Origin of the sequence: Vibrio satsumensis (assembly GCF_050337435.1) — a bacterium.
Taxonomy (GTDB): domain Bacteria; phylum Pseudomonadota; class Gammaproteobacteria; order Enterobacterales; family Vibrionaceae; genus Vibrio; species Vibrio satsumensis.
The window spans coordinates 298,479-320,106 of sequence record NZ_JAKJSX010000003.1 but is presented as its reverse complement, the minus strand read 5'-3'; the positions used below and the strand labels follow the sequence as shown (position 1 = coordinate 320,106).

17 protein-coding genes are annotated in these 21,628 nt (G+C 43.4%); 10 read left to right on the top strand and 7 right to left on the bottom strand.

Annotation, left to right across the window (positions count from 1 at the left end):
* Positions 1-70: 70 nt before the first annotated feature.
* Complete coding sequence (gene serC, locus L4C44_RS01605) at positions 71-1,165, bottom strand: 3-phosphoserine/phosphohydroxythreonine transaminase (protein ID WP_285954017.1); 1,095 nt, start codon at positions 1,163-1,165, stop codon at positions 71-73.
* Positions 1,166-1,328: 163 nt separating this feature from the next.
* Positions 1,329-2,591, bottom strand: a complete 1,263-nt coding sequence (locus L4C44_RS01600; RefSeq protein ID WP_146492357.1) for a DUF945 family protein — start codon at positions 2,589-2,591, stop codon at positions 1,329-1,331.
* Positions 2,592-2,774: 183 nt separating this feature from the next.
* Between L4C44_RS01600 and L4C44_RS01595 the strand changes: the two genes are divergently transcribed.
* From L4C44_RS01595 to L4C44_RS01585, 3 genes are all read left to right on the top strand, one after another.
* Positions 2,775-4,718: an ATP-binding protein gene (locus tag L4C44_RS01595; RefSeq protein ID WP_372384361.1), complete on the top strand. Its 1,944-nt coding sequence runs from the start codon at positions 2,775-2,777 to the stop codon at positions 4,716-4,718.
* Positions 4,711-5,208, top strand: a complete 498-nt coding sequence (locus L4C44_RS01590; protein ID WP_285954015.1) for a response regulator — start codon at positions 4,711-4,713, stop codon at positions 5,206-5,208. The genes L4C44_RS01595 and L4C44_RS01590 overlap by 8 nt, the downstream gene beginning before the upstream one ends.
* Positions 5,209-5,500: 292 nt before the next feature.
* Positions 5,501-6,043: a hypothetical protein gene (locus L4C44_RS01585; RefSeq protein ID WP_060982739.1), complete on the top strand. Its 543-nt coding sequence runs from the start codon at positions 5,501-5,503 to the stop codon at positions 6,041-6,043.
* Between the two features lie 130 nt (positions 6,044-6,173).
* Here L4C44_RS01585 and L4C44_RS01580 read toward each other — a convergent pair whose 3' ends face one another.
* Positions 6,174-6,755 (bottom strand): TfoX/Sxy family DNA transformation protein, encoded by a 582-nt coding sequence (locus L4C44_RS01580; protein ID WP_060982740.1) that lies wholly within the window; start codon positions 6,753-6,755, stop codon positions 6,174-6,176.
* Between the two features lie 353 nt (positions 6,756-7,108).
* Between L4C44_RS01580 and L4C44_RS01575 the strand changes: the two genes are divergently transcribed.
* The 5 genes from L4C44_RS01575 (at position 7,109) to L4C44_RS01555 (ending at position 12,666) form a co-directional block, all read left to right on the top strand.
* Positions 7,109-8,029: an HDOD domain-containing protein gene (locus tag L4C44_RS01575; RefSeq protein WP_285954014.1), complete on the top strand. Its 921-nt coding sequence runs from the start codon at positions 7,109-7,111 to the stop codon at positions 8,027-8,029.
* Between the two features lie 54 nt (positions 8,030-8,083).
* Positions 8,084-8,989, top strand: a complete 906-nt coding sequence (locus tag L4C44_RS01570; RefSeq protein WP_146492361.1) for a LysO family transporter — start codon at positions 8,084-8,086, stop codon at positions 8,987-8,989.
* A 174-nt stretch (positions 8,990-9,163) separates the two neighbouring features.
* A complete protein-coding gene (locus L4C44_RS01565; RefSeq protein WP_428804205.1) occupies positions 9,164-9,691 on the top strand; it encodes a hypothetical protein in 528 nt (175 codons plus the stop codon).
* A 118-nt stretch (positions 9,692-9,809) separates the two neighbouring features.
* Entirely contained in the window at positions 9,810-11,453 is a 1,644-nt protein-coding gene (gene panP / locus L4C44_RS01560; RefSeq protein WP_146492363.1) for a pyridoxal-dependent aspartate 1-decarboxylase PanP, read from the top strand.
* A 358-nt stretch (positions 11,454-11,811) separates the two neighbouring features.
* Positions 11,812-12,666 (top strand): MurR/RpiR family transcriptional regulator, encoded by an 855-nt coding sequence (locus L4C44_RS01555; RefSeq protein ID WP_004734686.1) that lies wholly within the window; start codon positions 11,812-11,814, stop codon positions 12,664-12,666.
* A gap of 109 nt (positions 12,667-12,775) precedes the next feature.
* Here L4C44_RS01555 and L4C44_RS01550 read toward each other — a convergent pair whose 3' ends face one another.
* Positions 12,776-14,077 (bottom strand): iron-containing alcohol dehydrogenase, encoded by a 1,302-nt coding sequence (locus L4C44_RS01550; protein ID WP_146492364.1) that lies wholly within the window; start codon positions 14,075-14,077, stop codon positions 12,776-12,778.
* 406 nt (positions 14,078-14,483) lie between these two features.
* On the opposite strand from L4C44_RS01550, the gene L4C44_RS01545 reads away from it, so the two are divergent.
* Positions 14,484-14,747, top strand: a complete 264-nt coding sequence (locus tag L4C44_RS01545; RefSeq protein WP_009847069.1) for a GrxA family glutaredoxin — start codon at positions 14,484-14,486, stop codon at positions 14,745-14,747.
* A gap of 250 nt (positions 14,748-14,997) precedes the next feature.
* A complete protein-coding gene (locus L4C44_RS01540) occupies positions 14,998-16,680 on the top strand; it encodes an aspartate:alanine antiporter (protein WP_017630384.1) in 1,683 nt (560 codons plus the stop codon).
* A 283-nt stretch (positions 16,681-16,963) separates the two neighbouring features.
* On the opposite strand, the gene fabV is transcribed toward L4C44_RS01540, so the two are convergent.
* The 3 genes from fabV to psrA all read right to left on the bottom strand — a co-directional run bounded on the left by fabV (position 16,964) and on the right by psrA (position 21,343).
* Positions 16,964-18,166: an enoyl-ACP reductase FabV gene (fabV, locus tag L4C44_RS01535; RefSeq protein ID WP_132763719.1), complete on the bottom strand. Its 1,203-nt coding sequence runs from the start codon at positions 18,164-18,166 to the stop codon at positions 16,964-16,966.
* A gap of 209 nt (positions 18,167-18,375) precedes the next feature.
* Entirely contained in the window at positions 18,376-20,658 is a 2,283-nt protein-coding gene (locus L4C44_RS01530; protein WP_327783967.1) for an acyl-CoA dehydrogenase, read from the bottom strand.
* Between the two features lie 55 nt (positions 20,659-20,713).
* A complete protein-coding gene (psrA, locus tag L4C44_RS01525) occupies positions 20,714-21,343 on the bottom strand; it encodes a TetR family transcriptional repressor PsrA (protein WP_428804204.1) in 630 nt (209 codons plus the stop codon).
* Between the last annotated feature and the right edge of the window lie 285 nt (positions 21,344-21,628).

The window sequence follows — 21,628 nt, the reverse complement described above, 5'->3', positions numbered from 1 at the left end:
TTGAAGGGCTAAAAAAGAAAAAGAGGAGCTAATAGCTCCTCTTTGAATGGTTTAATCTCGTGTGACCAGATTAAGCGTACTTCTCTTCGAAATCTTTCATGAAGCTTACAAGCGCTTGCACACCTTCTAGAGACATCGCATTGTAAAGCGATGCTCTCATGCCACCTACAGCTCTATGGCCTTTTAGTGATTTCAGACCCGCAGCGTCAGCCAATTCTAAGAACTTGCCATCTAGCTCAGGTTTCGCAAGTTGGAACGGTACGTTCATTCTTGAACGGTTTGCAGTGTGAACATCGTTTTTGTAGAAAACTGAGCTATCGATAGCATTGTAAAGCAACGCTGCTTTCTCTTTGTTCACCAATTCCATCGCTTCAACACCACCTTGAGCTTTCAGCCACTTGAACACAAGGCCTGATAGGTACCAAGCGTACGTTGGTGGTGTGTTGAACATTGAGTCTTTTTCAGCAAGTACTTTGTAGTTCAGAATACTCGGCAACACGTCATTTGCAAGATCTAGCAAATCATCACGTACGATAGCGATGCAGATACCAGCCGGACCGATATTCTTTTGCGCGCCCGCGTAGATAACACCGTACTGAGACACATCGATCTTACGAGACAGAATGTTAGATGACATGTCCGCCACGATTGGCTTATCAGTTTGAGGAAGCTCGCTGATTTCAATACCATCGATGGTTTCGTTTGGACAGAAATGTACGTACGCGGCTTCTGGATCGATTTTCCAATCTTTAGCGGGAACAACCGCTGCTTTTCCATCAATTGACGTCTTCGCGTTGAATACATCGATCTCACAGTACTTGCTTGCTTCAGTTACCGCACTTTCCGCCCAGTAACCTGCATCGATGTAAGTCGCTTTCGTCGCATCACCTAAAAGGTTTAGAGGAACAGCAGCGAATTGAGCACGAGCGCCCCCCTGACAGAAAAGAACTTTGTAATTGTCTGGGATGTTCAGAAGATCACGTAAGTCCTGTTCGGACTCGTCAGCAACTTGAATAAATTCCTTGCTGCGATGGCTAATTTCCATCACGGAAGTCCCTAAACCATTCCAATCAATAAAGTCTGCTTGCGCTTGTTTCATTACAGGTTTAGGCAGTGCGGCTGGACCTGCACTGAAGTTGAATACGTTATCTAATGTAAGTTCCATGGGGATGATTGCTCCTGCTAAATAATAACTATGCAAGTAATACCATGTTTTACCCAACATAAAAACAACAAAAGAGGTCTTAAGACCTCTTTTGTTTTGTACCGTATAAAATGTTTAAGCTTAACCTGCTAAATCACCCTATCAGTATCAAAGCTAGCTCAGTTTATTGAACAAAAACTGGCATAAGTAGAGCGATTAGCGGAATTTCTTGTCCATTTTCGAACACTAGGTTTCCATTTTCTAAGTCAGCACTGATTTCATAACCACTTTCTGTTTGCTTGATCATTTCCATCACAAGCAATTCATCGATACCTTCACGGATGAATGGGTATTCTTCAACAAGCTCATTTGAGAAGCTAGAGTGAACGTTGCCCGTTAATGCAGGCATGATCATCGAAGGGTTGCTGCTGATATTTTCTGTCCCTTCCGGTACGCTCACCAACCACTTAGATTCGAATTGACCCTTGCCTAGTTCTAGCGACATGTTGTTCATTGAAAGGTCAAAGCCTTTAGCAAACAGGATATCGATAAATGGAATGATCTCTGCGATGTCTTCTTGCGTCAGCACTGGATTAGATTGGTAAATCTCAAAGATTTTCTCGAATGATTCGCTATCTAATTTCGATATTTCAAAATCAACGTTTAAGTTGTTCAACTGACCTTCACTGGTCTCGATATTTGCGATATCCAGTTTAAGATTGCTGCGCAGGCGCTTAGTCGCTTCATCTAGGTGCGATTCAAAATCGTACTTAGAGTTTTCAATGGTCATGAATGGCTGCATTGCAGAATCTGAAACCAAGAAGCTATCGATAGTGAAATTCTGGGTTCCTAGCCAGTAGCCTTTCGCTTGTTGGCCTGAACCAACACCTTTCAAGTTAGACAGCGTTACCTCTTCACCGGTTTCGAAATCAATTTGAACTGAAGGAATAGAAAGCTCGTAATCAACCTGCCCTAAAACAGTAGCATGGCCAGAAAGATTCGATTTAGTGATCGATACCGAAGTACCATTCTCATCAGAGCCTTGATGATTGAACTGGCTTAACTCGAAGTTAAAGTCAGTGTTGCCGTTTAGCTCAGTGCTAGTTGTCAGAGTTAGAGGCAGAATATCAGTATTCTCAAACGTCGACAGTGCATTTAGGCTCACCAAACCGTGGCTAACCGCACTATTGATGACAAACTCACTCGGCAGGCCATCGATCGCAAGTTGCTCTTTCAGGTTTTCATCCGTCACAGTTAGACGAGTGGTTACGTTGGAAGACAAGTAACCTCTATCGTATTCTACGATCTCAGCTTGAATGCTTGAATTGTTAAGCTTTGCAACGCCATCGGTAATCGCATTTTGTCCAATTTGTCCAACCGCTAGCGGCCAGCAAAGTGCTAATGAGATTGCTCCGCCAATTGCACCAATTTTTCTTAACTGTTCCATGAGTTCTCTTTCTACACTAGTCTGTTTTTTTTAGTCTAACCCATCAGTAGCAAACAAGAAACATTGAGTTAAATCAGTCTATTGCTCGATACTTCAATTGCCTCAGTAAATTAAAGGCTAGCTCTCATCCTTACTGAGCAGTTCTTGCTAGGCTAGAAGCGTCGCTACTACTAAGGTTGAACTGTGAATCAATACGCTGTTATCTGCTTGGACAATAATCCGGTTAGCATTGAAAGAATACGTTCGGAGCTGGCTCCCTTAGCTTCTGTATTCGATATTTATACTGCCGAGAACATAGAAGACGCGCACCAAGCATTAGAAGATATCCATGATCACCACCAAACCGTTGCCTTGGTGATCACCCATCATCATTCTGAATTTAATGGCGTGCAATTTCTTATTGAACTGGAACAGCTGCCCCATAGTAATACCGCAAGAACGATATTAGTCAGCGCCTCGTCAGACATTCAATCCATTCTGACCGCAGTGAATGAAGGCCGACTCAACCACTGTCTAACCAAACCAGTTCAAGATCAGGTTCTGTTCAAATCAGCGCAAAAAGAGCTAACGTCTTTCGTTATCCAATACGACTCCGAAAACCTGTTGTCTTACAGCGGCGCATTGGATCAACAGCGCTTACTCAGAGCCCACATCGAGCAAAAGATTCACTCTTTTCAATCGGGTTTTATTCACGACTACCACCAGCTTTCTGATCATGCACTTGCAGAACGTGTCGTTAGCGCCTTACAAGATGTATTTTCAAAAGATGACAAAAACAAGGCTATCCGTAACTACTCCCCTGAACATCTACTCACTGTTGAAGGTGAAGACAATCGCTTTTTATGGCTAATCATTGAGGGGGAAGCTGCGCTCTACAAGAAAGATGAGTTGGGGCAACAGCGAGAAGTGGTACGTCACTCCAAGGGGAACATTGTCGGCGGGATGTCATTCGTGACCGGTGAGCCCTCCTTTTCTACCGCGATAACCCTAACGCAAACACGCGTTATCAAGCTGGATAAAGATAGCTTTGCTCAGGTGATGCATTCCAACAATACCTTGCTGCCGCTATTTACTAATCTATTGCTTCGTCACTTTAACCGGCGCCTACAAAGAAGTATCACCAATAAGATCAAACTGCAGCAAACGTTGGAATCACTCGAGTCTGCTCATCAACAACTGATAGAGAAGGAAAAAATGGCAATGCTAGGTCAGCTTGTCGCGGGAGTCGCACATGAGCTGAATAACCCGATTGCAGCAATATTGAGAAGCATCGAAACTCTGTCAGAACATCTTGACCAGATATTGGCAAACCTATCCGTCCCAGAGTCCAATAAAGGGACTGACGTACTTGCACATTCAAAGTTAGCTAAGCCACTGTCGACGGCTCAAGAAAGACAGCTCGTAAAACATCTTACATCAACTATTGATGACCGAGCTTTAGCAAAAAAGGCAGTGAGACTAAACCTAAGTCAAGATTCTTCGGTACTAGACACCTTGAAAGAGTCCCCTGTCGCAGGCAAAGAACTGCTTAATGACTTAGAGCATTACCACTATGTTGGAAACTCTATCCGCTCAATTCAAGTGTGCAGCAAGCGTATTGCCGACATGGTCAAAAGCCTAAAAAGCTATGCCCGGGAAGATGAAGAAGTTCGCCACTACACAGATATCCACGAAGGGCTTGAAGATACCTTAGTGATCTTTGAAAACAGGCTCAAACATCACCAACTGGAAAAGCATTACGACACTGACTTACCGCCTTTATTGTGCCAGTCGCTCTCGCTGCAACAAGTGTGGACGAACCTCATCTCCAATGCACTTGACGCCCTTTCCGAACGAGGAAAAGTGTCCATTACTACCTCTCAACAGACAAAAGGCGACGACACGTTTCTTGTGGTGCAAATATCCGATACTGGCCACGGGATTGCCAAAGAAGACATCAACACCATTTTCAACCCAAATTTCACGACCAAAAAAGAAGGCAACTTTGGTTTAGGGATTGGGTTATCCATTTCACAACAAATCGTTTCGGCTCATCAAGGGTTTATTTTGGTTGAGTCTGAGGTAGGTAGCCATACTCACATGCAAGTGTGGCTTCCATTCAAACAAGAAGGAGCACCTCATGAATAAGTACTTACTTTTATGTGTCGATGATGAACCTGAGGTCCTCAACAGTGTCCTTCAAGACTTAGCTGTATTTGAAGAGGACTTTATCGTGGAAGGTGCAGAATCGGTTGCCGAAGCTAAACAAGTCATTAAAGAAATGGGACAAGATGGTATTAAGCTCGCTTTGATCTTGTGTGACCACATCATGCCAGAAAAGACAGGCATCGATTTTCTGATCGAACTCAACCAACACGACGCGACTAAGCCAACACGTAAACTGCTGCTCACCGGGCAAGCTGGGCTGGAAGATACCGTCACAGCCATTAATAACGCTGCACTTGATTTCTATATTTCAAAACCTTGGCAAGGTGACCAACTCAGAGACACGATTACTCAACAATTGACTGACTATGTCATTGCCAACGACAAGCAATTGCTTAACTGGACTTCCATCTTAGATACCGAGCGCATACTGACTTCAATGGCGGATAAACGCACCAGCTTTGGTGAATAGCACTGAATAGTTAATAGACACTGAGAAAAGCAGCATCCGATATAAGAACCGTCCAAATACATATAAATTTTGGATAATTTGCTCGTCTATTTTCCTTATTCGCCCTAAAACATGAGATCTCCGTTGCAGACTGATCCTTAATTTGCTTATTTTTTAACTAAATGAGTAAGGATTTACATTTTAAAGGATTACTTTTCCGTGAGTTAGATTAAACTGTCTCAATGTTTATGGTTTGCCGATTTGTCTCAAACCAAAGGAATTAACACTAACTATATATAGGTTTACGGTCGTTATGCGCAAAATTCTACTTACTACCGCTATGCTATTGGCTTCTGGTCAAGCACTAGCTGTTGATGAACAACCACAAGTAATGAGCAACTTTAACTATGATTACTTTGAAGCACGTATCGGTGCTAGCCCAGTAACATTTGGTGGCGCGTTCAGTAAGTCAATTCACCCGAACGCTCACGCTATAGCTCGTATCGACTCTGAATTTGAAGGTGATTACGACTCTGCTGTAGGTCTTGGTTTCCACGCTCCGTTAAATAACTGGGCAGACCTAACAGGTGAAATGCTAGCTCGTATCGTTCAGCCTGAGAACTCAAGCTCTACTGATATCGGTATGGAAATCAACATTGGTGTTCGTCAATGGCTTGGTCCACAACTAGAAGTTGGTGGTAAAGGTGGTTACGTTTCTATCGATGACAACGATGATTGGACAGGTTCTGTTTACGCGCGTTTCCACTCTACAGAGCTATTCTCTCTAGGCGCTGAAGCTCGTATTAACGACTTCTACGGTGACCAACTTATGTTCACTGCTCGCTTCAAGTACTAATACTTAAAGCCCAGCTAGCTCTTAATGAGCACTTAGCCTCTCAAACTAGCTAAGACAAAAACAAAAAACCGAGGACATTCCTCGGTTTTTATTTATTAACAGTAATCTTAAGCATATAAGGCAAACTTCTTTAGTGGCAGCTCTTTAGTAATTGCTGCTTGCGTGGCTCTTGTAATAGTTTCCAGTGAATACCATCAATTGCACCCGCAAATTTCCAAAGTAGTTTTAGGTCAACATCGTTTCCGTACGCTTCGCGAACCTTATTAAACACTTCAGGCGCGCCCAACTGCATAAACATTGAAACATCATCCACGCCCGCCTTTTTAACCATGCGCTCTAATGTAAGTTGCATGTTTGGTAGATCTCTTAATCTACGGCTAGCTGATGACTTCTTGAAGCTACGCTGCTGAATTGAATTATCGATTGAAGTACGAATAATACAATCCAATTCAGGATGTTCACAGGTAAACAGATCAGTAATATCGTAGTAGTTTACGGTTGCTGTTGTCTGTTTTTTTACATGACGATACTTTTCACAATCAAGATCGGTCAGTTTCTTATCTAATGACTTTCCACCTCTAATGAATAAACAACCTTCACTCAATAAAGCGAACATAGCGTCATTTTGAAAGAGGCCAATACCTCCAAACATAGAACGTTTTTGATGCTCACCAAATTGATTCACGTAATTAATAAATGCTGTCTCGGTCATATCCGTTGATCCTTAATCAAATTACCCCGATTAGGTTGATCACCAGACAAGCAGCTTTTTATGCGAAAAATTTTTATCTATTTATTGTTTAGGTGAATATTATGATTTCGTTTTTCACCTTGAAATAAATCATACTTCGAAAAGAAAAATAAGTCTGGACTTAGTTCACATCAATCAATTGAGCATTCTGGTTTTTCATGATTCACATCACACTAAACTATCAAACCATGCTTGAATTTTGACACTCACTGATACACCGCTTCAAATTATTAAAGGTTATGTCGTCGGATGAGTATTGCCTCCCAGCATCCTGGCTTGTAAAATGGAAGAACATACATGTTTTTACTTTTTATATGAATCATTTATCGTTTTTCTGGCTACCACAAAATAAGGCTCTTCTCCTAAAGGGTCTAGAATCAGAGTTTGCCCAACTTGTTGGCCATTCTATCTCAGCGGGAAAAATAACACTTCCTCCTATCCCTAACGTTGTACTGAAAATTCAAAAGCTTTGTACCCTAGACTCAACCGGAATTGCCGAAGTTGCCGAGTGCTTACTCGAAGATCCAGGCCTCACAGCTATCGTCATTCGCGTAGCTAACTCCGTTGTTTTCAACAGGCGCAACATTACTTGTGTCGATATTATGACGGCCGTATCACGCCTTGGTATATTAAGAGTGCGTGACATCGTTACGGCTCAGGCTATTGAACAACTCAAGCATTCAGTCAACCTAAGTAAAGAGTGTAATGAGTTATTGGTTCAGAGTGCTTCTGTGTCAAAAGAGCTAGGCGCAACCATGGTATTAGTTACCAACGGCTTCAAAGAGCTCTCCCCTATTGAATACCGCTACCTTGAACATGAGAAGTCACTGCTTGTTGGATTACTCGCTGACATTGGCTTGTTCTGCTTGGTTAGCGAATACCACCTTTACCTTGAGAACGGCAATTACCTAGACCACAATATCGCCCTACAAATATTCCAAGGCCAGTGCTCTGCGACCAGTAAATTGGTACTTAACCGTTGGGGTTTCGACAGCGACTTTATTGATGTGTGTAGCAATACCATCAATAGCCATGAACAGCGTGAAGTGTCTTACTTGGATATCGCTCGAATCGCTAACCACCTGCTGATGTTCAGAAACAAGGACGAGAACATCGATGATCACGAAGTTGAACTTAACGTGACGGGTGCAGAGGTGCTTTATAAATTAAGCAACTTGAGCAAACGTGATTTTAATGCAAAGCTAAGCGACGTGATCAATACTAGCGGCTTCTAAGTCACTGTTAAATTACAAGTAAATGTAATATGAAATAAATGCAACGAGGAAAGCATGTTTACAGGGATGATCTTTATATTTGCGCCACTCGTCGTGGGGTATCTTTTTTCTATTTCAAACACTCAAACGCTCGAATTCATCAACCGCTCAACATCGCGGTTGATCTACGTGATTCTCGCATTAATGGGGTTAAGCTTAGCCGCTCTTGATAATCTGGGCAGTAACCTGCAGACAATCCTTCTTTATACCGCTACTTTCTTTGTCTGCTTAAGCGTTTGTAACCTGATGGCTCTGCCCGCTATTGATAAGTTACTGCCACTCAAGACTGACAGCAGTAACAAGAAACTGCCCCTATCTTCTATGGCAATGGAGTCTGCCAAGCTGATCCTTGTGGTGGGTTCAGGCCTTATCGCTGGTTTAGTAATGCCTATTAGCCTTGATTGGGTTGATACCGCAAGCGAATGGATTCTGTTTGTTCTTCTCTTCTTTATCGGTATTCAACTGCGTAATAGCGGGCTGACACTTCGTCAGATCCTGCTCAACAAACATGGCATGTTCATCGCAATCACGATTATCACTACCTCAATGTTAGGCGGTGTGATCGCGGCTTACATTCTTGATATTCCTCTTTTCAAAGCCCTAGCTATGTCTTCTGGATTTGGCTGGTACTCTCTGGCAGGTATCTTGATGGGTGACGCCTTTGGCCCAGTCTATGGCGGCGCATCTTTCATGCTTGAGCTATTAAGAGAGTTGGTTGCCTTGGTACTGATTCCAGTACTGATTCGCAGCTATCCATGCACTTCCATTGGTTATGCTGGTGCTACGGCGATGGACTTCACCCTACCGGTCATTCAAACAACAGGTGGCGTCCGATGTGTGCCTATCGCTATCGTCAGTGGCTTTATCCTAAGCTTGCTTGTTCCGATATTGATGTTGTTCTTTGTATCTCTTGCTAACTAGATCGCAGGAATAGCGTTTGTTTTAGATTAGAATGCAACTCGAATACCAATGCCCAAGACACCGATACAGTTATCGAAATAAAAAGACACTAAGTGTCATTGCTCAACAAATAACGATCACGGTAACCTGTAACGACAAAGTTATAAAAAGAATAAACTTACAAAAGGAACCACTATGAAACGCCTTTGCGTCGCATTACTGCTAGCTTCAACTTCTACTTTCTCTTTTGCAGCAGATTCAATGTCTGAGACAAACCAGTGCCAAGCAAAAAAATATGATGCGTACATCAACGCTTCTTTGAATTGGTATGCCGACCTTGCTGCATTAACCTCTGAGCAATATCCAGAACTAACAGAAGTCAGTGAGTGGTTCCTAGAAGGCCGTAAGCACCACTTCGAGCTTAATCGTGCTGCGGTTAACTACTACCTTGTGAACGATTCAAGTAAAGTGGCAACAGAGCAACCTGTAGAAGGTTGGTTGCAACTAGAACAGCACGATATTAAAACGCTATCCACACGTGATGATGAGCTTGGTAAAATCGCGAAAACAACGTTCGACGACCGCCAATCAACGCCTCACGCTCAAAACTACGAGCTACGTTCGGCCTTTGCAGAGCTGCTTAGTCACCCTAAACAAATCGACTCAGCGCTGCAGCGCTACAACCAGTCGATTAGTAAACTAGAAGCGATTAAGTGTAAATAACCCCTCATTTAATAGGCTTTTTTGAGAAGTTGGATTTCATAATTAAGACGGGACATTGTTCCCGTTTTCGTTTAGATTGTCCCGCTCGCGTCAATATTAGAAAAATAACTCGCTTGCTATGGTTACGGAACAAAAAACAGCAGATGTTAGCTTCGACAGTCTTCTACGTATCTTCACGGTACCTGAAGGCCCAGATTCAACACTCACTCAAATTGAAGACAAACTTTCACGAAACCTGAATCAATTCTTACGTGAACACATTGTGGCTGAAGAAAAGCCACTGCGTGAAATTGAGAAAGATTTTTCAAATGCTCATATCCCAGAGCAGCCTGAGTTTGTTTCTGAACATACTGAGCATCTCCTCGATTCTCTTGTGTCTCATTCGGTTCACACGTCTTCGCCAAGTTTCATTGGCCACATGACCTCTGCTTTGCCGTACTTCCTGATGCCGCTTTCTAAAATCATGATTGCGTTGAATCAGAATCTAGTAAAAATCGAGACTTCAAAAGCTTTCACTCCCCTAGAACGTCAAGTTCTGGGTATGTTACATCGCCTGATTTATCAAGATAGTGACCAGTTTTATTCACGTTGGATGCACAGTGCAAACCACTCTTTAGGTGCGTTTTGTTCTGGTGGTACCATCGCGAACATTACTGCGCTTTGGGTTGCACGTAACAACGCACTAAAAGCGCAAGGTTCGTTCAAAGGTGTGGAAAAAGAAGGCTTGTTTAAAGCCATGAAGCACTACGACTACGAAGGCCTAGCCATCTTAGTCTCTGAACGTGGTCACTACTCTCTGAAAAAAGCCGCGGATGTCCTTGGTATTGGTCAAGAAGGTCTAGTGTCTGTTAAAACGGATAACGACAACCGTATTTGTACGGATGATCTCCGACTCAAGATTGAGCAGCTCAAACAGAACAAGATCAAACCTTTCGCCGTCATTGGTGTAGCTGGTACAACCGAAACCGGTAATATCGACCCGCTAAGAGACATTGCTGAGGTGTGTGCCGAATCAGATTGTCACTTCCATGTGGATGCTGCTTGGGGCGGTGCAACCTTGATGTCTAACAATCATCGTCATCTGCTTGATGGTATCGAATTGGCTGACTCTGTCACCATCGATGCGCACAAACAGCTTTACATCCCTATGGGTGCAGGAATGGTTCTATTTAAGAAGCCAGATGCGATGACAGCGATTGAGCATCATGCTCAATACATCCTACGTAAAGGTTCTAAAGACTTAGGTAGTCATACATTAGAAGGCTCACGTTCAGGCATGGCGATGTTGGTTTACGCAGCTATGCACATCATTAGCCGCCCAGGTTATGAGCTGTTGATCGACCAAAGCATCAACAAAGCGCGTTACTTTGCCGATCTGATTAAACAGCAAAGCGATTTTGAGTTAGTATCAGAGCCAGAGCTTTGCCTGCTGACTTATCGTTATGTACCTGAATCAGTTAAAGCTGCGCTACTTAAAGCCGAGCCTGAACAACGCATGCAGCTGAACGAGTTGCTTAACGAACTTACTAAGTTTATTCAGAAGAAGCAGCGTGAAACCGGCAAATCTTTTGTGTCACGTACTCGCTTAAATCCTGAAACATGGGCACACCAGCCAATCATTGTTTTCCGCGTGGTGTTAGCTAACCCACTAACAGGCAATGAGATACTTTCTTCAGTGCTTGAAGAACAACGCGAAATCTCTAAACTAGCGCCTAACTTGATGGGTAAAATCACCAAGTTGGTTACGCAAATCAACGCATAGCCATTCAATTTTAGTTGCATCAAATTGAAAATTTCTTTCTTTTTGATGTAACTAAGCTGTCAGTTCATACTCAATTTGCATTCTTTTTGCTCAAACCCTCTTCCAATTCTGTACTTTTCTAAAATTTTGTTGAGGTTTGTCATATTCTTAAGCATTCATGCCGTGTTTTTGTATTAGTAAATAGTATGTTGGGTTTATACTGACTCTATGGTGCTAGTTAGCTTGATATCTATTTGAAGCAGCAGTATTTACGATACTGAATTAAGTTTGGTTTTGTGATTATTGATATTTGTTTCAGCCATACCCCCTGGTAAAAGATATTAACTGGCAAGTTGTTCTCTATACCCTTGTGAACACTATGAATACATTAGAAAAAATACAAAAAAACCTGGAAAATTTCAGCAAGTCTGAGCGTAAGGTAGCCGAAGTAATCATGGCTTCCCCTCAAACTGCAATCCATTCTAGCATTGCTACCTTAGCTAAGATGGCTGACGTAAGTGAGCCTACAGTTAACCGCTTCTGTCGTCGTTTAGACACTAAGGGCTTCCCTGACTTCAAACTTCACCTAGCTCAAAGCTTGGCGAACGGTACACCTTACGTGAACCGTAACGTTGAAGAAGACGATGGTCCAGATGCTTATACGCATAAGATTTTCGAATCGACTATGGCATGTCTAGACGTTGCTAAAAACAGTCTAGATGCGATGCAAGTAAACCGTGCGGTCGACTTGCTGACTCAAGCAAAACGCATCTCGTTCTTCGGACTGGGTGCCTCTTCTGCCGTAGCAAAAGACGCTCAAAACAAGTTTATTCGTTTTAATATCCCAATCACTTGTTTCGAAGACATCGTGATGCAACGAATGAGCTGCATTAACTGCAGTGATAACGACGTTATCGTTCTTATCTCTCACACTGGTCGCACTAAGAGCCAAGTTGAGATTGCGAACCTAGCTCGTGAAAACGGCGCAACCGTTATTGCTATCACAGCGAAGGACTCTCCATTAGATAAAGCAAGCTCGCTTTCTATCTCATTGGATGTACCGGAAGACACTGACGTTTATATGCCAATGGCAAGCCGTGTTGTTCAAATGACGGTTATTGATGTGTTAGCGACTGGCTTTACACTGCGTCGCGGTTCTGGTTTCAGAGAGAACCTAAAACGAGTGAAAGAGTCGCTTCGTGATTCACGTTACGAAAAATACTCTCAGTTCTAGGAAAAATACTCTCAGTTCTAGTCTGTTAAGACATGACCAGGAAAAATTGAATTAGAAAACGGAGCCTAGCGCTCCGTTTTTATTTGTCTTTTGATACGATTGAATACAGCTAGATAGTCCAACTATTTCCCTTCTCAACCACACTGTTCTCAGAGGCATAAGAGTTGATAATGGTAAAACTCGATTCCGCAGTTTGAGGCTGGTTGATAAGTTCATCCTGATTCAGTAGCGCTATCTCACGGTAATCACTGCCGCAACTGCACTCTTGACAAACCTGCTCTAAAATATGAACTAGCCTCTCTTGATTCAACGGTAGAGGGTTTCCTTTTATCGCAACTGACTTCAACGCATCTGCAGATACCTCATCAAACTGGGCTTCACAAACACCAAATCCCAACAAGTTGGGTAACTTAAGTGTATCTAACACTTCAGATAACCAAGAAATTGCCTCTTCTTCTTTCGCCTTGACGTTCCCCGTGACTATCTGAGCGATTCGTTGATAACGCACTAGGATATCGCTTCTTTGGTGCTCTTTCGCTACCGCTATGTTCTCTAACATCACAAATGGCGCTAAACGCGCGGTAATCACACTGTGAGGCGCAGAAATCTTACCGCCTAATGCAGAAGCTAATCCGTGTGCAGCACCAAGCTTTGCATTAGTGATTGCCATTCCACCAAGCATTGAAGCAAAAGCGAGATCAGAACGCGCTTGAGGTTCATTATAAATACACGCCTGAATTACCGAACTACTCAGCTTACGTAATCCTTCTTCGCAGATCATATCGGTCAGTGGGTTCGGTTCGCCACACACGTAGGCTTCCATTAGATGAGTAAAGGCATCCATCGCACCTCGCCCAGATAAATACAGATTAGTTCCATGAGTTAGGGTTGGGTCGACAATCGCAACGTCAGCCAACATATCTGGACTTCTAAGGCTGATCTTAACTTGGTCTTGGCCTGATTTAAGCACCGCATTTTTAGTTACCTCGGCGCCGGTACTGGCCGTGGTAGGAATAGCGATGAATGGAAGCGGTTTAGTTTTAAGAGGAACATTACGTCCGACAACTTCAACATAATCGTATAAGTTGCCTTGGTTAGGTAAAACAGCAGCTAGCGCTTTCCCCATATCGATGGCACTGCCGCCGCCCATTGCGACCACCATATCTGGCTTAAATCGACGTGCAGACGTGGCAGCCTCCTCGACCATTTTGATATTGGGTTCGCCCGATACGGCAATGTGCTGATAACGCATGCTCTGTGCATCTAGATAGTCAGTAACAATTGAGGTGCGCTCCAATGTATTACCAGTAACCAATAGCACGCTGTAGCCATATTGATTAAAGAGAGACAATGAAGCGGAAAGTGCTCCATCACCAAAGATGATCTTTGTAGATGTCATAAATTGAAACATGGTGCCTCCTGCGCCTATGACCGAACAAAACTGCGAACTCTTGGTTGTTGGAATTTAGCCTTTATATCGTGCATCAGTATTAAGATGCCTCGTTCTGTATGAGCTTTTTTTGACGAGGTGCAACTTGTCGCATTAAAGATGAATTAAAGTCGTATTCTTAGGGGTAATTCACACTCTTAAATTAAGGGTAATCAATCTAGATACCCATCAGAAATCAGCATGGATCCTTTTTGTGACCATTATTTGCTCTGATAGGCAAAACCTATTGTATTAAGAGGCAATTCCATCTTTATTTCCCCATGGCATTGAGGCATAGTTGGTTTTAAGAAATTTTGAGTGGCATTCATAAAAGAATAGTTAACATAAATGAGTTAACGAGCCTCATCCCGTATTTAGGAGAAATTAAATGTTTGTAGTTATTTTTGGTCGCCCTGCTTGCCCATTCTGTGTTCGTGCAAAAGAGCATGCTGAAACTCTTAAAGCTAAACGTGATGACTTCAACTACCGTTACGTTGACATTCACGCTGAAGGTATCAGCAAAGCTGACCTAGAGAAAACAGTGGGTAAGCCAGTAGACACAGTTCCACAAATCTTCATCGATCAAGACCACATCGGCGGCTGCACAGAATTTGAAGCATACGCAAAAGAAAACCTAGGTCTTTTCGACTAAGCGAAGATTTCTCTTAAGAGATCTAAGGTTATAGCCTTAAACAGCTGACCAATTTTAGCGTTAGACTGTACGACTTATAAGAAGCCCGCTCACTGTAGCGGGCTTTTTTTATGACCAGTTTTCGTACGGAATAGGAATAAGGTCAAAATCAAGTAAAATAGCAAAATATCGCTTATAATTTATTTATATTTAGATACAATTCACCTCTCAAACTTACCCTGTGTTTCACGCCAATTATTGAGCGACCACTGTGAATATCGACGTTGTTTTTCTGTTAGAACAAAACCCCATTCTCCTCATCTTTGTTGTTTTATCGATTGGATTAGCCATTGGTAAAATTCGTTTCGGTAGTCTCCAACTCGGCAATTCAATCGGTGTTCTGATTACTTCCCTCGTTATGGGACATCTTGGCTTTTCCTTTAACGCAGATGCGCTAACCATTGGTTTCATGCTGTTTATCTACTGTGTTGGCATTGAGGCTGGGCCGAACTTCTTCGGTATTTTCTTTAGAGACGGTAAGCACTACCTCATTCTGAGCCTTGTGGTACTTTCTACAGCTATTGCCCTCACCTATTTCAGCAGTCATTACCTTGGCCTTGGCTTCGGCTTATCTGCCGGCATGATGGCAGGTGCGCTTACAGCAACGCCAATCTTGGTAGGTGCACAAGACGCTCTTAATTCTGGGCTTGCTGAAGTGCCAAGAAACATGGACTTGAGCCTGATTATCGAGAACCTATCGGTGGGTTACGCGATGGCTTACTTGGTTGGCTTAATCAGCATGATCATGTTTGCTCGCCTGATTCCAAAACTTCAGAAAGTAAACCTACACGACTCGGCCGAGCAGATAGCTCAAGAACGTGGTTTGGGTGCTTCTGGCCAACGTAAGGTTTATCTGCCTATTATTCGTGCTTATCGTGTGGGCCCAGAGCTTATCTCTTGGACTGATGGTAAGAACCTACGTGAACTGGGCATCTATCGCCAAACAGGCTGTTACATCGAACGTATTCGACGTAATGGTATTCTTGCCCACCCAGATGGTGATGCAATTCTACAAGAAGGCGATGAAATCGCATTGGTTGGCTTCCCAGACAGCCACGCTCGTCTAGACCCAAGCTTCCGTAACGGTAAAGAGGTTTTCGACCGTAACCTACTCGATCTACGTATCGTGGAAGAAGAGATTGTCGTCAAAAGTGACAGCATCGCAGGTAAACGCTTATCTGACTTAAACCTGTCTGAATACGGCTGTTTCCTTAACCGCGTAGTACGTGCTCAGATTGAAATGCCGATGGACTTAAACATCGTGCTTTCTAAAGGTGATGTACTGCAAGTGAGTGGCGAAAAGAGTCGTGTCCACGGCCTAGCAGAGAAAATTGGTTTCATCTCAATCCACAGTCAAATGGCAGATTTGATGGCCTTCTGTAGCTTCTTCATTCTGGGTATTTTGTTTGGTTTGATCACCATGACATTCGGTCAGGTTTCGTTTGGACTAGGTAACGCAGTAGGCCTTCTTCTTTCAGGCATCATGCTTGGTTTCCTACGAGCGAACCACCCTACTTTCGGTTATGTACCTCAGGGTGCGTTGAATATGGTCAAAGACCTCGGTTTGATGTTCTTTATGGTCGGTATCGGCTTAAGCGCCGGTGGTAAGATATTTGAGCACTTAACCCAAGTTGGCCCACAGGTCATTGGTATTGCTCTGGTGGTGAGTGTGCTACCGGTATTCTTCGCTTACTTAGTTGGCGCTTACGTGCTGAAAATGAACCGCGCGCTGCTGTTTGGTGCGATCATCGGTGCACGAACCTGTGCTCCAGCAATGGACATCGTAAACGACCATGCTCGCTCAACCATTCCGGCTCTGGGTTATGCAGGTACCTATGCGATAGCCAATATATTAATGACCTTAGCTGGTACTTTTATCATCATCATTAGCTAGTTTATTCAGCGTTATAGCGCTTTAGATTAGATATTTTAAATGCACTAATTCATCTTTGGGTTAGTGCATTTTTTATGGCCTGTTTTAAGCAATTCAAGCCTTCTTCCCCGCTCTTGCTCTTAACTCTCTTCGTATCTCGAATTTCGTCACTCGTATCTGCTCTCAATCTCTTCGCATCTCTCTACTCGTATCCCGTATCTGCTCTTAATCTCTTTAATCAAATAGCAGACAAAAAAATAGGCGCTCAATGAGCGCCTATTTCGTTTAGATTCGATAACTTGAATTAGATGTCAGCAACATCAAATTCAACAGCTGGGTTAACGTCAGCTTCGTAATCAACACCTTCAACACCGAAACCAAATAGCTTCAAGAACTCTTCTTTGTACTCTACGTAGTCAGTCAGTTCTTTTAAGTTCTCAGTTGTGATTTGAGGCCATAGGTTACGACAGTGATCTTGGATGTCTTCGCGAAGCTCAAGATCATCTAGACGTAGACGGTTCACTTCATCTACTTCTGGAGCGCTGCCGTCTTCTTTGTATAGACGTTGGCTGAACATACGGAAGATCTGTTCCATACAACCTTCGTGAATACCTTCTTCACGCATCTTCTTGAACACCATAGCGATGTAAAGAGGCATAACAGGGATTGCAGAACTTGCTTGAGTCACAACAGACTTAAGAACAGCAACGTTTGCAGTGCCGCCAGTTTGGCCTAGTTTCTCGTTCAGTGCTGATGCTGCACGGTCTAGATCCATCTTAGCTTTACCTAGTGCGCCATCCCAGTAGATTGGCCACGTTAGTTCAGTGCCGATGTAGCTGTAAGCAACAGTCTTACAACCGTCAGCTAGAACACCCGCTTCAGAAAGAGCGTTGATCCAAAGTTCCCAATCTTCACCGCCCATTACTGTAACAGTGTCTTTGATTTCTTCTTCAGATGCAGGCTCAACACTTGCTTCGATGATCATGTCTTTGTTTGTATCAACCGCAGTTGATGTGTACGTTTCACCGATAGGTTTTAGAGCTGAACGAATCACTTCGCCAGTCTCTGGCATTTTACGCACTGGAGACGCCAGTGAGTACACAACCATATCGATTTGACCTAGATCTTCTTTGATCAGATCAATTGTTTTCTGTTTCGCTTCGTTAGAGAAAGCATCGCCGTTCAGGCTTTTTGAATACAGGCCTTCTTCTTTAGCTAGCTTGTCGAACGCTGCTGAGTTGTAGAAACCAGCTGTGCCCGGCTTTTTCTCAGTACCGGCTTTCTCGAAGAAAACACCGATAGTTGAAGCGCCGCCACCAAATGCAGCCGCAATACGTGAAGACAAGCCGTAGCCACTTGAAGAGCCAACAACTAGTACACGTTTAGGTGCGTTTGCGATTGGGCCTTGAGCTTTTGTGTAAGCAATTTGTTCTTTTACATTAGCTTCACAACCGACTGGATGTGTTGTAGTACAGATGAATCCGCGAATTCGAGGTTTGATGATCATATTCAACTTCCTTAAAAAATCAGGTTAAGGATAAAAGTTTCGTACGCAAATGGCATCTAATTTCTGTAAAAATGTGGTGAAAATGCAAGTGGTTGGAGCACTCAGTGAATATTTGCTGACTAAGTCACCATTTATTAACGCGTCTATTGCGACTTCTACGACAAAAACAAAAAAGGCACCTGATTAGGTGCCTTTTATCATTCCGTTATCTAAGCAACGCTATTTAGCTTAGGTTTTAACTCTTTTCGCGTCAAAGTTTCACTAAAGTCATGACTGAAGTGGTCGACTTGAATCGCAGCGTAACGCAGCTTATCGGCAGCCACAATCTGGTCAACTTCTTCTTGCGTTAGTACATCAGCAGCAAGTGCTTGAGCAAGTTTATCTTCTAACAAACCTTTACGAGCAACTTTGCCCTCTTTCACCGCTTTGAAGATCTTACGCTCAAGAGGCTTAATGCTGTACATCGCATTGAACGCGTTCTCCATCAGGCCAACGCTATCCTCTTCTTCTTTACCGATGTAGCAAAGATGAGTCAGACGTTCACGGTGTGCACCCGGAGTCATCAAGCTTTCAGCCAGTTGTACCGTTAGGTTATCACTTGGTTTTTCAAAGTGGTTACCTACAGGGAAAACGAGACCTTTAAGTACTTTACCAACCATCTTGTTCGGGAAGTTTCTGTACGCTTCTTGTAGAGATTTCGCCGCGTTATGGAAACAGTGTTGAACCGCGTAATGTACGTAGTCTAGGTCAGCTTGTTGACGACCTTCGTCTTCATACTTCTTAAGCGCTGCAGACGCCATGTATAAGTAACTTAGACCATCACCTAGACGTGCAGAGATAAGCTCTTTGCGTTTAAGTTCGCCGCCTAGTGTAAGCATTGCGAAATCCGCACTTACAGCAAGCGCACGGCTCAAGCGAGTCAGGTCTTGGTAGTAAGGCTTCGTTGGGCCGCTCATATCTGCTTTAATGAACTTAGAGCCTGTTAATGCCGCACCGAACGCACCAAACGTGTTCTTAGTCGCGTGACCAATATGCTTGAACAACAAGTTATCGAAGTCCTTCGCACCTTGCTTCTCATCTGGGTTTGCTGCCGCTTCCATTTCGCTTAACACGTATGGGTGACAACGTGTCGCACCTTGACCGAAGATCATCAGGTTGCGAGTCAGGATGTTCGCACCTTCTACTGTGATAGCAACCGGAATACCTAGGTACGGCGCTGCCAAGTAGTTCATCGGGCCATCTTGAATTGCGCGACCCGAGTGGATATCCATCGAATCATTCAGAATCGTACGCGCCATTTCTGTCATGTGATATTTCGCGATAGCCGTTACGATACCCGGCTTCTCTTTCATATCAAGTGAAGTGGTTGTCAGTGTACGAGTTGCTTCAAGTAGGTATGTTAAGCCACCAATACGGCCTAGGCTCTCAGCAACACCTTCAAATTTACCAATCGACATACCAAACTGCTTACGAACATAAGCGTACGCACCGGTAGTTTTCGCTGTTAGGTGGCCCATCGCCGTGCCAAGCGCTGGTAATGAGATACCACGCCCCGCAGACAGACATTCCACCAGCATACGCCAGCCTTTACCTGCGTAATCTGCGCCACCGATTAGCCATTCCATAGGAATAAATACATCGTGACCACGTGTTGGACCATTCATGAATGCAAGACCAAGTGGGTCATGACGCTCACCAATCACAACACCTTCATGATCAGCTGGGATTAATGCACAAGTGATACCAATGTCTTCCTTGTCACCAAGTAGTTTCTCAGGATCGTGCAGTTTGAAAGCCAGACCAAGAACAGTCGCTACTGGTGCTAGTGTAATGTAGCGTTTGTTCCAGTTAAGCTTAATACCTAACGTCTCTTTACCTTCGTGCATTCCCATACACACAGTGCCGACATCAGGGATACCACCCGCATCAGAACCGGCTTCAGGGCCTGTTAATGCAAAACATGGGATATCGGTACCGTCAGCAAGACGTGGTAGCCAGTAGTCTTTTTGGTCTTGAGTACCGTAGTGAGACAGCAGCTCACCTGGACCAAGAGAGTTTGGAACCATGACTGAAACCGCAGTACTGATACTACGAGTCGCAATCTTAGTTACGATAGTCGAGTTCGCGTGTGCTGAAAATTCACGACCGCCGTACTCTTTCGCAATAATTAGCGAGAAGAAACGCTCTTTACGTAAGAAGTTCCAAACCTCCTCAGGAAGGTCTCGGTCTTCTTTTACGATTTGGTGATCGTCAAGCATAGCAAGCAGAGTTTCAAGTTCATTATCCATGAACGATTGCTCTTCTGCTGTCAGCTGAGGTTTTGGATATTGGTGCAGCTTTGTGAAATCTGGTTTACCAGAAAACAGCTCTCCGTCCCACCAAACACTACCCGCTTCCATCGCTTCTTTCTCGGTGCTAGATAGTGGTGGTAGTACTTTTTTAAAGAGTTTAAAAGCTGGGTCACTTACCCATTTTTGTCTTAGAGAGCTCATAGTTCAGATCCTTTTGTTCACTATTTTGGTTGTGAATGTTTCGCTTTTTATTGTTTTATTCTTCTGCTGACATGCCAGCGGCCAGGTATGGAATAAGAATATCGACCACTGTTTTGGCATCTATTCGCTTACCGTAATCATTCTCTGCGATTTCAACGAGAGCCTGACTGGAAGCCATGGTGAAAACACAAGTCCCTAAGGTGAAGTGCAATCGCCAAAATAACTGTTCTTGAGTGAGGTTAGGGTTGGCTTTCATTACTGAACTGGTAAACAGAGTCAGTACTTCGCTGTAGCGAGTTGTAATGAACCAACGCAAGTGACCTTGCACATCCGTATACCCTCGACCGATGAGTAACATAAATCGACTCGTACCATTTGGCCTTACATCGTTAAGTGCTCTTAGTGGCTGTCTTAAAGACTCAAACACATCACTCATAGAATACGTTTCGTTCAAGTTTAAGTTCACTAAAGCATCTTGCAGCGCAGGCATAAACGCTTCCAAGTATCGATTTAATACGGCACGAACCAGAGTCTTCTTATCGCCAAAGTGGTAGTTCACTGAAGCAAGATTGACATTGGCTTTACCCGTAATAGTGCGTAAAGAGGTGTCATTAAAACCGTGCTCAGCAAATAAGCCTTCAGCCACATCTAAGATTTTGTCTTTGGTTGTACTTCTTGGTGCCATTTCAATCACTCGTATTAAACAACTGTTTGAAATATACGCTTAGTACATTTATTTAACAAGCAAGCAACATCACATTTTCACAAATTGGTCGTACCAGTTAATGAAAATCTGCACTAACCGATTGAATCGACGTGTGTTTACAAAAAAAGGAAAAATTAATGAATTTTCTGGGAACTGAAATTGAAAAGGAGGGTCATAAATTAAGTAGAAAACAGAGTATTTAGAAGTTTAACAGGCCGTCAAACTTGTTTTTCTCCCTGCTTTCTTAATTACTGCATTTTCCTT

Bases quoted from the DNA above. Each gene is read 5' to 3' on its own strand.
- serC (WP_285954017.1), bottom strand. From the start codon at position 1,165: ATGGAACTTACATTAGATAACGTATTCAACTTCAGTGCAGGTCCAGCC.
- L4C44_RS01600 (WP_146492357.1), bottom strand. From the start codon at position 2,591: ATGGAACAGTTAAGAAAAATTGGTGCAATTGGCGGAGCAATCTCATTA.
- L4C44_RS01590 (WP_285954015.1), top strand. From the start codon at position 4,711: ATGAATAAGTACTTACTTTTATGTGTCGATGATGAACCTGAGGTCCTC.
- L4C44_RS01585 (WP_060982739.1), top strand. From the start codon at position 5,501: ATGCGCAAAATTCTACTTACTACCGCTATGCTATTGGCTTCTGGTCAA.
- L4C44_RS01580 (WP_060982740.1), bottom strand. From the start codon at position 6,755: ATGACCGAGACAGCATTTATTAATTACGTGAATCAATTTGGTGAGCAT.
- L4C44_RS01575 (WP_285954014.1), top strand. From the start codon at position 7,109: ATGAATCATTTATCGTTTTTCTGGCTACCACAAAATAAGGCTCTTCTC.
- L4C44_RS01570 (WP_146492361.1), top strand. From the start codon at position 8,084: ATGTTTACAGGGATGATCTTTATATTTGCGCCACTCGTCGTGGGGTAT.
- L4C44_RS01565 (WP_428804205.1), top strand. From the start codon at position 9,164: ATGAAACGCCTTTGCGTCGCATTACTGCTAGCTTCAACTTCTACTTTC.
- panP (WP_146492363.1), top strand. From the start codon at position 9,810: ATGGTTACGGAACAAAAAACAGCAGATGTTAGCTTCGACAGTCTTCTA.
- L4C44_RS01555 (WP_004734686.1), top strand. From the start codon at position 11,812: ATGAATACATTAGAAAAAATACAAAAAAACCTGGAAAATTTCAGCAAG.
- L4C44_RS01550 (WP_146492364.1), bottom strand. From the start codon at position 14,077: ATGTTTCAATTTATGACATCTACAAAGATCATCTTTGGTGATGGAGCA.
- L4C44_RS01545 (WP_009847069.1), top strand. From the start codon at position 14,484: ATGTTTGTAGTTATTTTTGGTCGCCCTGCTTGCCCATTCTGTGTTCGT.
- fabV (WP_132763719.1), bottom strand. From the start codon at position 18,166: ATGATCATCAAACCTCGAATTCGCGGATTCATCTGTACTACAACACAT.
- L4C44_RS01530 (WP_327783967.1), bottom strand. From the start codon at position 20,658: ATGAGCTCTCTAAGACAAAAATGGGTAAGTGACCCAGCTTTTAAACTC.
- psrA (WP_428804204.1), bottom strand. From the start codon at position 21,343: ATGGCACCAAGAAGTACAACCAAAGACAAAATCTTAGATGTGGCTGAA.